The following is a 14,282-nucleotide window of genomic DNA, read 5'->3' as shown; positions in this document are numbered from 1 at the left end:
AAGATCCGTAACTGTCTCGCCTTTCGTATCACGGACTGAAATGCGCGGCTGTTGATTCCGGCCACTCCCTACACTGGGCTCTGTGATCTCTCGAATCGACCTGCGCGGCTCGACCTCCGACCCGCGCGACGTGCTGCCCCGTGCCGAGTTCGACGTGGAAACCGCCCTGGAGAAGGTGCGGCCGATCTGCGAGGACGTACGCCATCGCGGTGTCGCGGCGCTGATCGAGATCACCGAACGCTTCGACGGCGTCACGCTGACGAGTACGCGGGTCCCCGAGGAGCGGATCACCGCCGCCCTGGAGACCCTCGACCCGAAGGTGCGCGCCGCGCTGGAGGAGTCGATCCGCCGCGCCCGGCTCGTTCACCGCGAGCAGCGCCGCACCGACCACACCACCCAGGTGGTGCCGGGCGGCACGGTCTCCGAGCGCTGGGTGCCGGTCGACCGGGTCGGCCTGTACGTGCCGGGCGGCCTGGCCGTCTACCCGTCCTCCGTGGTGATGAACGTCGTCCCGGCCCAGGAGGCCGGCGTGGCGGGCATCGCGGTGTCCTCCCCGCCGCAGAAGGAGTTCGGCGGGTCCGTCCACCCGACGATCCTGGCCGCCTGCGGCCTGCTCGGCGTCACGGAGGTGTACGCCGCCGGTGGTGCCCAGGCGATCGCGATGTTCGCGTACGGCACCGAGGAGTGCGCCCCGGTCAACCTGGTGACCGGCCCGGGCAACATCTACGTGGCCGCCGCCAAGCGCCTGCTCAAGGGCCGGATCGGCATCGACGCCGAGGCCGGGCCGACCGAGATCGCCGTCCTCGCGGACGACAGCGCCTCGGCGCGCGACGTCGCGGCCGACCTGATCAGCCAGGCCGAGCACGACCCGATGGCCGCCTCCGTCCTGGTCACCGACTCGCCCGAGCTCGCCGACGCGGTCGAGGTGGAGCTGGCCGAGCAGGTCGCGAACACCAAGCACCGCGAGCGCGTCACCGAGGCGCTCAGCGGCAAGCAGTCCGGCATCGTCCTGGTCTCCGACATCGAGCAGGGCCTCGCGGTCGTCAACGCCTACGCGGCCGAGCACCTGGAGATCCAGACCCGGGACGCGCGTGCCGTGGCCGCCCGGGTGCGCAACGCGGGCGCCATCTTCATCGGCCCGTACGCTCCGGTCTCGCTCGGCGACTACGCGGCCGGCTCCAACCACGTGCTGCCGACCGGCGGTTGCGCCTGCCACTCGTCCGGCCTGTCGGTGCAGTCCTTCCTCCGCGGCATCCACGTCGTCGACTACTCGCGCGAGGCCCTCGCCGACGTCGCCGCGCACGTGGTCAACCTCGCCAACGCCGAGGACCTGCCCGGCCACGGTGACGCCATCCGCGCCCGCTTCGAGTGGACGGTACCCGGCGCATGAAGATCGACGACCTCCCCATCCGCGACGAGCTGCGCGGCCAGTCCCCTTACGGTGCACCGCAGTTGGACGTCCCCGTCCAGCTGAACACCAACGAGAACCCGTACCAGCTGCCCGAGCCGCTGGTCGCCCGGATCGCCGAGCGCGTCGCCGAGGCGGCCCGCAACCTCAACCGCTACCCCGACCGGGACGCGGTCGAGCTGCGCGAGGGCCTGGCGGCGTACCTGACCCGGACCACCGGCTTCGCCGTCGCCCGGCAGCAGGTCTGGGCGGCGAACGGGTCCAACGAGGTGCTCCAGCAGCTGCTGCAGACCTTCGGCGGGCCCGGCCGCAGCGCGCTCGGCTTCGAGCCCTCGTACTCGATGCACGCGCTCATCTCCCGTGGCACCGGCACCGCCTGGATCTCGGGGCCGCGCAACGAGGACTTCACCATCGACCTCGACGCGGCGCTGGCCGCGCTGGCGGAGCACCGCCCGAACGTGGTCTTCATCTGCTCGCCCAACAACCCGACCGGCACCGCCGTCGGCGCCGACACCGTGCTGGCGCTGTACGAGGCCGCGCAGGCGGCCCGGCCCTCGCTGGTCATCGTCGACGAGGCGTACGTCGAGTTCTCGCACCGCGCCTCGCTGCTGCCCATGCTCGAGGGCCGGCCGAACCTGGTGATCACCCGCACCATGTCCAAGGCCTTCGGCGCCGCCGGGCTGCGCCTCGGCTACCTGGCCGCCGACCCCGCCGTGGTCGACGCCGTGCAGCTGGTCCGCCTGCCGTACCACCTGTCGGCCGTCACCCAGGCGACGGCGCTGGCCTGCCTGGAGCACACCGACACCCTGCTCGGCTACGTCGAGCGGCTCAAGGCCGAGCGGGACCGGCTGGTCGACTCGCTGCGCGGCCTCGGGCTCGAAGTCACCGACTCGGACGCCAACTTCGTCCAGTTCGGCCGCTTCGAGGACACCCACGCCGTCTGGCAGGCCATCCTCGACCAGGGCGTCCTGGTCCGCGACAACGGTGTCCCCGGATGGCTGCGCGTCACGGCCGGCACCCCGGCCGAGAACGACGCCTTCCTCGACGCCGTCCGTACCGCCATCAAGGAGCTGTAGACCCGCTATGTCCCGTATCGGCCGCGTTGAGCGCACCACCAAGGAGACCTCGGTCCTCGTCGAGATCGACCTCGACGGCACCGGCAAGACCGACATCTCCACGGGCGTCGGGTTCTACGACCACATGCTCGACCAGCTGGGCCGCCACGGTCTCTTCGACCTCACCGTGAAGACCGACGGCGACCTGCACATCGACACCCACCACACCATCGAGGACACCGCCCTCGCCCTCGGCGCCGCCTTCAAGCAGGCGCTCGGCGACAAGGTCGGCATCTACCGCTTCGGCAACTGCACCGTGCCGCTGGACGAGTCGCTCGCCCAGGTCACCGTGGACCTCTCCGGCCGCCCCTACCTGGTGCACACCGAGCCCGAGAACATGGCCCCCATGATCGGCTCGTACGACACCACGATGACCCGGCACATCCTGGAGTCCTTCGTCGCCCAGGCCGCCATCGCGCTGCACGTGCACGTACCGTACGGTCGCAACGCGCACCACATCGTCGAGTGCCAGTTCAAGGCCCTCGCGCGTGCTCTGCGCTACGCCTCCGAGCGCGACCCGCGCGCGGCGGGCATCCTCCCCTCGACCAAGGGTGCACTGTGAGCAAGTCCGCGACACTGCTGATCATTGCCGGGCTCTTCCTGTCCGGCGGCGTGTACTCGTTCTGGAAGCAGAAGCAGTCGAAGAGCCTGATCGCGGTACTCGCGATCGGTGCGGTGCTGTGCCTGTCCTCCGGCATCATGCGCCTCTAGAGACTGGAACTCGAATACCCATGGCCAAGAACGTCGTAGTCCTGGACTACGGGTCGGGCAACCTCCGCTCCGCCCAGCGCGCCGTCGAGCGCACCGGCGCGAACGTCACCGTGACCTCCGACTTCCAGGCCGCGCTCGACGCGGACGGCCTGCTCGTCCCCGGGGTCGGCGCCTTCGAGGCGTGCATGCGCGGCCTGAAGGCGGTGCGCGGCGACATGATCATCGGCCGTCGGCTGGCCGGCGGCCGCCCGGTGCTGGGCATCTGCGTCGGGATGCAGATCCTCTTCGAGCGCGGCGTCGAGCACGGCGTCGAGACCGCCGGCTGCGACGAGTGGCCCGGCACGGTCGAGCCGCTGGACGCGCCGATCGTCCCGCACATGGGCTGGAACACCGTCGACGCGCCGGAGGGGAGCCGTCTGTTCGCCGGGCTCCCCGACGACGCGCGCTTCTACTTCGTCCACTCCTACGGCGTGCGCCGCTGGGAGCTCGAGGTGACCAACGAGAAGATCCACGCGCCGCTGGTCACCTGGGCCACCCACGGGCACCCGTTCGTCGCCGCCGTGGAGAACGGCCCGCTCTGGGCCACCCAGTTCCACCCCGAGAAGTCCGGCGACGCCGGCGCCGCCCTGCTGACCAACTGGGTCAACACCCTCTGATACCTGGAGAGCCGTACTCCATGAGCGAACGAAGTGAGCGAATCGTGGGAGCTGTGCCTGGCGAAGCCACCACCGAGCGAAGCGAGGGTGGGGGTATGAGCCGCCTCGAACTCCTCCCCGCCGTCGACGTCCGGGACGGCCAGGCCGTCCGCCTGGTCAAGGGCGCCTCCGGCACCGAGACCTCCTTCGGCGAGCCGCTCGCCGCCGCGCTGGCCTGGCAGAACGCCGGCGCCGAGTGGCTGCACCTGGTCGACCTGGACGCCGCCTTCGGCACCGGCTCCAACCGCGAGCTGCTCCGCGAGGTCACCGGCCGCCTGGACATCAAGGTCGAGCTCTCCGGCGGCATCCGCGACGACGAGTCGCTCGCCGCCGCCCTCGCCACCGGCTGCACCCGGGTCAACCTCGGCACGGCGGCCCTGGAGACCCCCGAGTGGGTCGCCAAGGTCATCGCCGAGCACGGCGACAAGATCGCCGTCGGCCTGGACGTGGTCGGCACCACCCTGCGCGGCCGCGGCTGGACCCGCGACGGCGGCGACCTCTACGAGGTCCTCGCCCGCCTGGACTCCGAGGGCTGCGCCCGTTACGTCGTCACCGACGTGAACCGCGACGGCACCCTCACCGGCCCCAACCTCCAGCTGCTGCGCGACGTCTGCGCCGCCACCGACAAGCCCGTCGTCGCCTCCGGCGGCGTCTCCTCCCTCGACGACCTGCGGGCCATCGCCACCCTCGTGCCCGAAGGTGTCGAGGGCTCCATCGTGGGCAAGGCACTCTACGAGCAGAAGTTCACCCTCGAAGAGGCCCTGGAGGCCGTGTCATGACAGATCGTCAGATCGTACGCGGCAGGGTCGCCGGATTCTCCCCCTGGGAGGACGACTTCGGCTTCGCACGGGCGGTGGCCGCGGGGGACCACGTCCATGTGGCCGGCTCCACGGCGTGGGTGGACGGGAAGATCGAGCACGAGGGCGACCCGTACAACCAGACGCTGGCGGCCTTCGGCGTCGGCCTCAAGGCCCTTGCCGCGTACGGTCTGACGGCGGACGACGTGATCCGCACCCGGATGTACATCACCCACGTCCGGGACGCCGACGAGGTGGGCCGGGCACACAAGAAGCTCTTCGACGCGGCCCGTCCGGTCTCCACCATGGTCGTGGTGGAAGGCCTGATCGACTCCCGGATGATGGTCGAGATCGAACTCGACGCCTACCGCGCCGGGCTCGCGAACTCCCTGGAAGGCAACGCACCATGACCCTCGCAGTACGAGTCATCCCCTGTCTGGACGTCGACGCGGGCCGAGTCGTCAAGGGCGTCAACTTCCAGAACCTGCGTGACGCCGGTGACCCGGTCGAGATGGCCAAGCTCTACGACGCCGAGGGCGCCGACGAGTTGACCTTCCTCGACATCACCGCCTCCTCGGGTGACCGCGAGACCACCTATGACGTGGTCCGCCGCACCGCCGAGCAGGTCTTCATCCCGCTCACCGTCGGCGGCGGCATCCGCACCGTCGAGGACGTCAACAAGCTGCTGCGGGCCGGCGCGGACAAGATCGGCGTCAACACCGCCGCCATCGCCCGCCCCGAGCTGATCCGCGAGATCGCCCAGCGCTTCGGCCGGCAGGTGCTGGTCCTCTCCGTCGACGCCCGCCGCTGCCCGCCCGGCACCGAGACCGCGTCCGGCTACGAGGTCACCACCCACGGCGGCCGCCAGGGCACCGGGCTCGACGCCGTCGAATGGGCAGGGCGCGCGGCCGAGTTGGGTGCGGGCGAGATCCTGCTCAACTCGATGGACGCCGACGGCACCAAGGACGGCTACGACCTGGAGATGATCCGCGCCGTCCGCAAGGCCGTCTCCATCCCGGTCATCGCCTCCGGTGGCGCCGGCAAGCTCGCCGACTTCGCCCCGGCCGTGGAGGCCGGCGCCGACGCGGTGCTGGCGGCTTCCGTCTTCCACTTCGGCGACCTGCGCATCGGCCAGGTCAAGGAGGCCCTGCGCGAGGCGGGGCACCCCGTCCGCTAGGTGCACCATCAGGGGCTCGGGGAACGGGCTCCTGTACAGATGCCCGATTGCGTGGATACCCGCGCCGTTCCCCGCGCCCCTGATGTAGCTGATCGCCTGCCTCAGGCGTTCTGCGGCGGCACGCTCTTGATCACCGCGAACGGTGCGCCGAACGGGTCCGTCAGCCAGGCCATCCGGCCGATGTCCGGCGCGTCCATGGCGGGCATCATCACGCTGCCGCCGGCCGCCTCCGCGCGGGCGACCACCGCGTCGGCGTCCGTCACCTCGAAGTACGGGATCCAGGCCGTCGGCTGGTGCTCGTCCTGCAGTGGAGCGAGGCCGCCGAACATGGCCGAGTGGTCGTCCGGGGCGCCGCCGGCCGGGGTGACGATGGTGTACGTCATCCCCGGCACCTCCATCTCCATGGACTTCCAGTCGAACAGCGCCTTGTAGAAGCCCAGCGCCTTCGGCACGTCGCTGGTGTGCAGCTCGATCCAGACCAGCGTGTCCGGATCGGTGACGGCGTCGAGGCCCTTCGTCGTGCCGGGCTGCCAGACCGAGAACTGGGCGCCCGTCGGGTCGGTGAGACACGCCATCCGCCCGGCCTCCATGACGTCGAAGGCCTCGACCCGGACGGTGCCGCCGGCCTGCTCCGTCGCCTTGGTGGTGGCGTCGGCGTCCGGCGTCTGGAAGTAGATCGTCCAGGCGGAGCTAGCACCCTCCTCGGTCAGCGGACCGAGCGCGGCGACGGTCCTGCCGTCCTTCTGGAAGAAGCCGTACCCGCCCGCCTCGGGGCCGAGCGACTGGAACGACCAGCCGAAGACCGCGCCGTAGAACGTGGCGGCAGCCTCCGTGTCCGGGCTGCCGAGGTCGATCCAGCTGGGTGAGCCGGGCTTGAAGTCGGTGGTGATCATGATCTGTTCCCCTTCGACATGTCGACGAACCAGTGACCGGGGCTGCACGCGACAGGCTGTGACGCACGGCACTTCCCGGCCATCCCTCAGGCTGGCACACCCCACTGACAACCGGGCGCGGCCTCGCCGCGGTCAGTCGATCGGGCCGATCGGAAGCCTGCCGCGCAGTGCTGCCACCGCCTCCGGCGGTCCCTCCACCTGGAGCACGGCGTTCGCCCCGCGCCCGTACGCGAACAGCATCAGCTCGCCCGGCTCGCCGATGATCCGGACCGTGTCGGCGCTCCGGCGCGCCACCGTCACGGTCCGCCCGTCGGGGTGCTGCAGAACGAGCCGGACCGGTGTCTTCGCCCCGGCCTCCAGCCGCGCCAGCATCGGCAGCCGCCGCCACAGCGTCTCCGCCAGCCCTTCCGGCACGGTCAGCGGCTGCCACTCACCCGCCCGGCGGACGTCCTCCGCGTGCACGAAGTACTCGACCACATTGGCCGCCTCGTCCGCCCCGGGCAGGGCGAACGGCGACAGCACGGGCGGCCCGGTGCGGAACAGCCGCAGCAGCTCCTCGTACGGGCGTTCCGCGTACTGCTCCTGCACCCTGGCGGTCCAGCCGGCCAGCGGCTTCACCCGGATCCCGGCGGCCGCGTCGGGCCGTCGTTCCCGCAGCACCAGGTGCGCGGCGAGATCGCCGGTGGTCCAGCCGGAGCACAGCGTCGGCGCCTGCGGGCCGGCCGCGGCCAGCAGTTCGGCGAGGCGGTGGCGCTCGGCGCGGGCATGGTTCGACATAGGGCCACGATAGGCCCTTGCCGGGCACGGGCCGGGACTGCCCTTGCCGGGTCTGGGGCCCCGGAGGACAGTGGGAGCTGGGGGCGGGCACGGCGCGCGGACGATCGAGGCCGGGGGGTACCCGGAGGTACGCCATGACGTTCGTCCAGATCATCGACTGCAAGACCGACAAGGTCGACGACCTCAACCGCCTGATGGACACCTGGGTCGAACAGACCCAAGGTAAGAGGACGGCCACCCACTCCGTCGTCGCGGCCGACCGCGCAGACTCCAAGCACATCGTCGAGATCGTGGAGTTCCCCTCGTACGAGGAGGCGATGAAGAACTCCCACCTCCCCGAGACCGACCGGATATTCCGCGAGATGGTGGCGCTCTGCGACGAGCCGCCGACCTTCACCGACCTCGACGTGATCCGCGACGAGCAGCTCAACAAGTCGGCCGCGCGCCGCTTCTTCGAGGAGGTCGGCAAGGGCAACGTGGACGTGGTCGACGAACTGTTCGCGCTCGACTACCACGACCACGACCAGGCGAACGAGGTCGACACGATGGGGGCGGCGGGCATGAAGCAGAAGGCCGCCGGGTACCTGGCGGGCTTCGACTCCATCACCTTCACCCTCGGGAGCCAGCTGGCCGACGGCGACGAGGTCGCCACCCGGTGGAGCTGGAGCGGCGTCCACAGCGGCGAGTTCATGGGCCTGCCGGCCACCAACAAGCGGGTGGAGATGACCGGCACCACGACCTTCCGGTTCCGCAACGGCAAGATCCAGGAAGGCTGGTGGAACTGGGACAACCTCGGCATGATGCGCCAGCTCGGCCTGCTCCCGCGGTGACCGGGCCCGACCGGGTGCGACGGGCCCTTGACCGGACTGCACGGGCGTCCTAGTGCAGATGACCCGTCAACTTCCGGCCGCCCTGCCGGTTGCTGACCGTCATGGTGCACGTGGCCTCGCGCATCCCCTGCTGGTAGTACTGCAGATACGGCCCCAACGGGAAGCCGTAGTACGGCCCCCCGCCGCCCTGCCGCTTGTCCCACTCCGCGAGCGGCGCCTTGCAGGCCTCGCGCAGCGCGCGCCCGATCTGCGCGTCGTCGGTCAGCCCCTCCGGCAGCAGCACATTGGCGATGGCCTCCCCGTCGTGCTCCGCCTCGCACGGCCGGGCCTCCGCCTTGGTGATGACCGTGCTCAACTGCGGGTGGTCGAAGCACGTCCCCGGCAGGAAGTAGGGGTACGGCAGCACCTTCGACGGACTCGGCGCTGGGCTGCTGCTCACACTCGGCTGCGGAGGCGGCGACAACGCCGCCTTCTTCTCCTCCGGCCACAGCAGCACCCCGCCCCCGACGAGCAGCGCCACCAGCACGACCACCGCCACCACCCACCGACGGCGCGAACGCTCCCTCTGCTCCAACCCGGCCCCCTAGCCTCGCAGCCATTCTGTCCGCAGCCCCCGGGCGCTGCCACGGGTTTGGAGCCATTGGTCGAAGGCCGATCAACTCGGTACCGCACGGTGCGTTATACGCTGTCGGCGGCACGGCCCGGATCAAGAGGAATCTGATGCGAGTCGGAATCATCGGGCACGAGGGGCTCTCGGATCTCACCGAGATGCTCGTACGTGGCGAACTGTGGCAGTTGGTGACGACGTTCGGCAGCTACGAGCTGGTCGGGGTGACCTGTCTGGCCGAGGGGCCGGAGACGTGGTTCGCCCAGTCGGTGCTCGATCACGGGGGCAAGGTCGAGGTCATCGTCTCGGCGAGTGCGGGGCGGGCCGGGGCGTTCGCCGGCAAGGGGAGCAAGGCCCGCCAGCGCCTGCTGAACGAGGCCAACGCCGTGCACCGGCTGGCCCCCGTCGAGGTGGGCGGGCTCGGGGACGACACCTGCCGGGCGCTGGTCGGCATGATCGACGAGCTGATCGCGGTCTGGGACGGCCGCCCCGGCAGCGAAGCGGCCAAGGTCGTCGAGGCGGCGCAGCGGGCCGGCCTCTACGTGCAGGTGGTCTGGCCGGACGGCTGCGAGAGCCCGGCCGAGTGAGTGGCGCCACCTGCAAGAATGGCTCCATGTCCACCACACCCGCCGCCCCCGGCAGCACCGCCCTCGATCCCGCCGTCGCCGCTCGCCTCAAGCGCACCGAGGACGGCCTGCTCCCCGCGATCGCGCAGCAGTACGACACCGGCGAGGTACTGATGCTCGGCTGGATGGACGACGAGGCGCTGCACCGCACCCTCACCACCGGCCGCTGCACCTACTGGAGCCGCAGCCGCCGCGAGTACTGGGTCAAGGGCGACACCTCCGGCCACTTCCAGCACGTCAAGGCGGTCGCCCTGGACTGCGACGGTGACACGCTGCTCGTCCAGGTCGACCAGGTCGGCGCGGCCTGCCACACCGGCGCGCGGACCTGCTTCGACGAGGACGTCCTGCCGGTCGCTCGCTAACCTTTCCCCACCCGTCCCTGCTCACGAACGGTGCCGTCACCCATGGATCTTGAGGCCTTCCGCAAGCTCGCCGTAGACACCCGGGTCATCCCGGTCACCCGCCGGCTCCTCGCGGACGGCCTCACGCCCATCGGCCTGTACCGAAGCCTGGCGGCCGAGCGCCCCGGCACCTTCCTGCTGGAGTCGGCCGAGCAGGGCAGCTGGTCCCGCTACTCCTTCGTCGGCGTCCGCAGCGCGGCCACCCTCACCGCCGACCCCGAGGGCAACGCCCGCTGGCACGGCGCCCCGCCGGTCGGCATCCCCACCTCCGGCGACCCCCTGCAGGTCCTGCGCGCCGCGCTGGAGACCCTGCACACCCCCCGCCACACCGACGACGGCCTCCCGCCGCTCACCGGCGGCCTGGTCGGCTACCTCGGCTACGACATCGTCCGCCGCCTGGAGAAGCTGCCCGACCTCACGCCGGACGACCTGAAGCTCCCCGAGCTCACCATGCTGCTCGCCACCGACCTGGCCGTCCTCGACCATGCCGACGGCTCGGTGGTGCTGATCGCCAACGCCGTCAACCACAACGACCTGGCCAGCGGCGTCGACGAGGCGTACGCGGACGCCGTCGCCCGCCTGGACACCATGGAGGCCGACCTGCGCCGCCCGGTCGATCCGGGCCTGGCCACCTTCACCCCCACCGCCGTTGACGCCCACTCACCCTTCGGCGGAGCTCCGTACCGGGCCGCCGTGGAGGAGATCAAGGAGCGCATCAGGGCCGGCGAGGCCTTCCAGGTCGTCCCGTCCCAGCGCTTCGAGGCGCCGTGCCCGGCCAGCGCTCTGGACGTCTACCGGGTGCTGCGGACCACCAACCCCAGCCCGTACATGTACCTGTTCCGCTTCCCCGGCCCGGATGGCACGGCGGAGGGCGGCTTCGACGTGGTGGGCTCCAGCCCCGAGGCGCTGGTGAAGGTGACGGACGGTCAGGCGATGGTCCACCCGATCGCCGGTACCCGGCACCGGGGGACCACCCCGCACGAGGACGCCGAGCTGGCCGCCGAACTGCTCGCCGACCCCAAGGAGCGGGCCGAGCACCTGATGCTGGTCGACCTCGGCCGCAACGACCTGGGCCGGGTCTGCCGTCCGGGCAGCGTCGAGGTGGTCGACTTCATGTCGATCGAGCGCTACAGCCACGTGATGCACATCGTCTCGACCGTGACCGGCCAGGTCGCCGAGGGCAGGACCGCCTTCGACGTGCTCACCGCCTGCTTCCCGGCCGGCACCCTCTCCGGTGCGCCCAAGCCGCGCGCGATGCAGATCATCGAGGAGCTGGAGCCCACCCGCCGCGGCCTCTACGGCGGCTGCGTCGGCTACCTCGACTTCGCCGGCGACTCCGACACGGCCATCGCCATCCGTACCGCCGTCCTGCGCGACGGCACCGCGTACGTCCAGGCCGGTGCGGGCGTGGTCGCCGACTCCGACCCGGAGAGCGAGGACACCGAGTGCCGTAACAAGGCCGCCGCCGTCCTCCGGGCCGTCGCCACCGCCAACACCCTGCGGTAGCGGCAGACCCCGGCTCGGCGGTCCGGGACACCCGTCATGGATAGTGGACGGGTGACCGGACTGCCTTCGCCCCGTAACGCCGAGCCCGCGACCGCCGGACCGAACGGCGGTCGGCGCAGCCTCGGCGTGATGCTGCTGCTCACCGCGCTCGGCGCCGTGCTGGTGCTGACCGCCGTCGGGCGGACCTGGGCCGAGGGGCGGGTCGGCGAACAGCTGGAGATCAGCGTCACCGGCAGCACGATCTCCGGTCTGCCGGGCGGGCTCGCCCTGGTCGCCCTGGCGGCGGCCGTGGCCGTGTTCGCGGTACGGGGCGCGGGGCGGATCGCCGTCGGCGTTCTGGTGGTGCTGGCCGGGCTCGGCGTGGCCGCCGGGGCCGTGCTCGGTGCGTACGACAACGGGGCGCTGGACGCCGAGGCGGGGCGCAAGCTCGCGCTGGTCAGTGCGCAGGCCGAGCAGATCACTCACAGCGCCTGGCCCTGGGTGGCCCTGGCGGGCGGGCTGCTGCTCGCGGGGGCCGGGCTGCTCACCGTCCGGTACGGGAGCGGCTGGCCCGCGATGGGCGCCCGCTACGACGCCCCCGCACGCAAGGCTCCGGCCCGCAAGCCGTCGGCCGGGCCCGCCGGGACGCCCGCCGACCTGTGGCAGGCACTCGACCGTGGCGAAGATCCCACCCACTGACCCCGGACCCCGCTTTGGGTCGGTCGTCACCGCCCGGCACAATGGAACACGTCAACCCGCCGAGCGCCCCGCGCAGCCCGGCCGGGACCCGGAGAACCAAGGAGCACCCTCAGATGTCGGCAAATGCGCACGGCAACACTCCCGCCGCCTGGACCGGCGTGACCATCGCCTTCGTCGGTTTCACGGTCAGCGGCGTCGCCATGATCATTCCCGCGGTGTGGCTCTTCTGGGTCGGTCTGGCCGTCGTCCTGGTCGCCGGCGTGGTCGGCAAGGCGATGTCGATGGCGGGCCTCGGCAAGCAGCCCAGCCCCCACTACGCGACCACGACGGCCGCCGTCGAGGAGCCTGCCGCGGTCTCCGCGGCCTGATATTCGAGATCCCGGCCCCACCGGGCCGAACTCTCGAGGGTCGAACAGCTGTAGGTCGAACGGCGGGCGCCACGCCCGCCGTTTCGCATGTGGGTGTCCGGCGGCCCCGGCGGGGGCAGAATCGGCAGGGTGAACGCCGTCGCCCCGCAGTCCGCCGCACCCACCCCGCAGCCGTCCGTGCTGCGCCGGCTCAGCCGCCCGCTGGCCGCGCTGGCGGCCGTCGGCATCCCGACCCTGTACGTGGCCGCCGTCGACCCCAACACCCCCGGCCACTACCCGACCTGCCCGGTCCTGCAGGCCACCGGCTGGTGGTGCCCGGGCTGTGGCGGCCTGCGCTGCGTCCACGCGCTGGCCCACGGCGACCTCACCACGGCCGGCCACGACAACCTGCTGGTGCTCGTCCTGGCGGCGGTGCTGGGGGTGCTCTGGCTGCGCTGGCTCTGGGCCGCGCTCACCGGCGGCCAGGCACCCCGGTTCAGCATCGGGCTCAGGCAGACCGTGCTGCTGACCCTGGTCCTGGCGCTCTTCATGATCTTCCGCAATCTCCCGGCGGGAGCCGGCCTGGCGCCGCCGCTCGTGTGACCCGGAGCGTGATGCCACGGGTGACCCCTAGGGGGTGACCCAGCGGAGCGAACAGCGCACGCACCGGTCCGCTCCGCGAGACGCGCGCCGGGCGGATGCGCTTCGCGCCCCCTGCGCCCGATACCATCGAAGTGCAGACGGGGGCGTACGAGCACAGGATCCTCACCGTTCCGTGCGATTCGCACCCGTTCGCCTTGACCGAACTGCCGGTCCGGGAGGACAACCCGTCCCCCGGCGGCTGGCTGGCTGAATGCCCAGCTGAATGCCTAGCAGAATGATGGGGGCGCCCGCGTGAGTGTGCTCGACGAGATCATCGACGGGGTCCGTGAGGACCTCGCCGAGCGACAGGCCCGGGTCTCCCTTGACGAGCTCAAGGAGCTGGCCGCCAAGGCACCCGACGCCAAGGACGGCGTGGCCGCGCTGCGCGGTGACGGTGTCCGGGTGATCTGCGAGGTCAAGCGCTCCAGCCCCTCCAAGGGCGCGCTGGCGGCGATCGCCGACCCGGCCGCCCTGGCGCTTGACTACGCGGCCGGCGGTGCCGCCGCAATCAGCGTACTGACCGAGCAGCGCCGCTTCGGCGGTTCGCTCGCCGACCTCGACGCCGTCCGCGCCGCAGTGGACACCCCGCTGCTGCGCAAGGACTTCATCGTGACCGCGTACCAGCTCTGGGAGGCCCGCGCCCACGGCGCCGACCTCGCCCTGCTGATCGTCGCGGCGCTCGACCAGCCGGCTCTGGTCTCGCTCATCGAGCGGGCCGAGTCGATCGGGCTCACCCCGCTGGTCGAGGTGCACGACGAGGAGGAGATCGCACGCGCCGTCGACGCCGGCGCGAAGATCATCGGCGTCAACGCCCGCAACCTCAAGACCCTTGAGGTGGACCGCAACACCTTCGGCAACGTGGTGGACGCCATCCCGGCGCACATCGTCAAGGTCGCCGAGTCCGGTGTGCGCGGCCCGCACGACCTGATCGCGTACGCCAACCTGGGAGCCGACGCCGTCCTGGTCGGCGAGTCCCTGGTCACCGGCAAGGACCCGAAGGCCGCCGTGGCCGACCTGGTCGCCGCCGGTGCCCACCCGGCCCTGCGCAACACCGGGCGGGGCTGACCCGAAG

19 protein-coding genes are annotated in these 14,282 nt (G+C 71.6%); 16 read left to right on the top strand and 3 right to left on the bottom strand.

Annotation, left to right across the window (positions count from 1 at the left end):
* Positions 1–82 precede the first annotated feature (82 nt).
* The 8 genes from hisD to hisF all read left to right on the top strand — a co-directional run bounded on the left by hisD (position 83) and on the right by hisF (position 5,903).
* Complete coding sequence (hisD, locus tag FB465_RS07510) at positions 83–1,390, top strand: histidinol dehydrogenase (RefSeq protein ID WP_145788776.1); 1,308 nt, start codon at positions 83–85, stop codon at positions 1,388–1,390.
* Complete coding sequence (locus tag FB465_RS07505) at positions 1,387–2,484, top strand: histidinol-phosphate transaminase (RefSeq protein WP_145788773.1); 1,098 nt, start codon at positions 1,387–1,389, stop codon at positions 2,482–2,484. The genes hisD and FB465_RS07505 overlap by 4 nt, the downstream gene beginning before the upstream one ends.
* Before the next feature lie 7 nt (positions 2,485–2,491).
* On the top strand, positions 2,492–3,085 hold the full coding sequence (gene hisB, locus FB465_RS07500; protein WP_145788770.1) for an imidazoleglycerol-phosphate dehydratase HisB: 594 nt from the start codon (positions 2,492–2,494) through the stop codon (positions 3,083–3,085).
* Positions 3,082–3,234 (top strand): hypothetical protein, encoded by a 153-nt coding sequence (locus FB465_RS35640; protein WP_170290518.1) that lies wholly within the window; start codon positions 3,082–3,084, stop codon positions 3,232–3,234. The genes hisB and FB465_RS35640 overlap by 4 nt, the downstream gene beginning before the upstream one ends.
* Positions 3,235–3,254: 20 nt before the next feature.
* Complete coding sequence (hisH, locus tag FB465_RS07495; RefSeq protein ID WP_145788767.1) at positions 3,255–3,890, top strand: imidazole glycerol phosphate synthase subunit HisH; 636 nt, start codon at positions 3,255–3,257, stop codon at positions 3,888–3,890.
* 95 nt (positions 3,891–3,985) lie between these two features.
* Entirely contained in the window at positions 3,986–4,708 is a 723-nt protein-coding gene (gene priA / locus FB465_RS07490; protein WP_145788764.1) for a bifunctional 1-(5-phosphoribosyl)-5-((5-phosphoribosylamino)methylideneamino)imidazole-4-carboxamide isomerase/phosphoribosylanthranilate isomerase PriA, read from the top strand.
* Complete coding sequence (locus FB465_RS07485) at positions 4,705–5,136, top strand: RidA family protein (RefSeq protein WP_145788762.1); 432 nt, start codon at positions 4,705–4,707, stop codon at positions 5,134–5,136. The genes priA and FB465_RS07485 overlap by 4 nt, the downstream gene beginning before the upstream one ends.
* Positions 5,133–5,903: an imidazole glycerol phosphate synthase subunit HisF gene (gene hisF, locus FB465_RS07480; RefSeq protein WP_145788760.1), complete on the top strand. Its 771-nt coding sequence runs from the start codon at positions 5,133–5,135 to the stop codon at positions 5,901–5,903. The genes FB465_RS07485 and hisF overlap by 4 nt, the downstream gene beginning before the upstream one ends.
* 101 nt (positions 5,904–6,004) lie before the next feature.
* Here the strand turns inward: hisF and FB465_RS07475 are convergent, their stop codons facing one another.
* Positions 6,005–6,796 carry a VOC family protein gene (locus FB465_RS07475; protein WP_145788757.1) on the bottom strand — a complete coding sequence of 264 codons (792 nt, stop codon included), beginning with the start codon at positions 6,794–6,796 and terminating at the stop codon, positions 6,005–6,007.
* A 132-nt stretch (positions 6,797–6,928) separates the two neighbouring features.
* Positions 6,929–7,573, bottom strand: a complete 645-nt coding sequence (locus FB465_RS07470; protein ID WP_145788755.1) for a TIGR03085 family metal-binding protein — start codon at positions 7,571–7,573, stop codon at positions 6,929–6,931.
* A gap of 134 nt (positions 7,574–7,707) precedes the next feature.
* Here FB465_RS07470 and FB465_RS07465 point away from each other — a divergent pair, with 134 nt between their 5' ends.
* The gene (locus tag FB465_RS07465; protein WP_145788754.1) at positions 7,708–8,403 is read left to right on the top strand and encodes an ester cyclase; all 696 of its coding nucleotides are present in this window, start codon (positions 7,708–7,710) and stop codon (positions 8,401–8,403) included.
* Between the two features lie 49 nt (positions 8,404–8,452).
* Here FB465_RS07465 and FB465_RS07460 read toward each other — a convergent pair whose 3' ends face one another.
* Positions 8,453–8,977, bottom strand: coding sequence for a hypothetical protein (locus FB465_RS07460; protein WP_145788752.1), 525 nt, complete (start codon positions 8,975–8,977; stop codon positions 8,453–8,455).
* A 146-nt stretch (positions 8,978–9,123) separates the two neighbouring features.
* Between FB465_RS07460 and FB465_RS07455 the strand changes: the two genes are divergently transcribed.
* The 7 genes from FB465_RS07455 to trpC all read left to right on the top strand — a co-directional run bounded on the left by FB465_RS07455 (position 9,124) and on the right by trpC (position 14,275).
* Positions 9,124–9,597 (top strand): hypothetical protein, encoded by a 474-nt coding sequence (locus tag FB465_RS07455; protein ID WP_145788749.1) that lies wholly within the window; start codon positions 9,124–9,126, stop codon positions 9,595–9,597.
* A 26-nt stretch (positions 9,598–9,623) separates the two neighbouring features.
* Complete coding sequence (gene hisI, locus FB465_RS07450; protein ID WP_145788747.1) at positions 9,624–9,998, top strand: phosphoribosyl-AMP cyclohydrolase; 375 nt, start codon at positions 9,624–9,626, stop codon at positions 9,996–9,998.
* A gap of 42 nt (positions 9,999–10,040) precedes the next feature.
* Positions 10,041–11,543, top strand: a complete 1,503-nt coding sequence (locus FB465_RS07445; RefSeq protein WP_145788745.1) for an anthranilate synthase component I — start codon at positions 10,041–10,043, stop codon at positions 11,541–11,543.
* A 51-nt stretch (positions 11,544–11,594) separates the two neighbouring features.
* Entirely contained in the window at positions 11,595–12,221 is a 627-nt protein-coding gene (locus FB465_RS07440; protein WP_246192560.1) for a TIGR02234 family membrane protein, read from the top strand.
* Positions 12,222–12,334: 113 nt separating this feature from the next.
* Positions 12,335–12,589 (top strand): HGxxPAAW family protein, encoded by a 255-nt coding sequence (locus FB465_RS07435; protein WP_145788740.1) that lies wholly within the window; start codon positions 12,335–12,337, stop codon positions 12,587–12,589.
* A 129-nt stretch (positions 12,590–12,718) separates the two neighbouring features.
* Positions 12,719–13,171 (top strand): DUF2752 domain-containing protein, encoded by a 453-nt coding sequence (locus FB465_RS07430; protein ID WP_145788738.1) that lies wholly within the window; start codon positions 12,719–12,721, stop codon positions 13,169–13,171.
* Between the two features lie 291 nt (positions 13,172–13,462).
* On the top strand, positions 13,463–14,275 hold the full coding sequence (gene trpC, locus FB465_RS07425; protein WP_145788736.1) for an indole-3-glycerol phosphate synthase TrpC: 813 nt from the start codon (positions 13,463–13,465) through the stop codon (positions 14,273–14,275).
* Positions 14,276–14,282 lie beyond the last annotated feature (7 nt).

It is taken from the genome of Kitasatospora atroaurantiaca, assembly GCF_007828955.1.
Taxonomy (GTDB): Bacteria; Actinomycetota; Actinomycetes; order Streptomycetales; family Streptomycetaceae; genus Kitasatospora; species Kitasatospora atroaurantiaca.
This window is presented reverse-complemented; position numbering and strand designations above follow the sequence as displayed.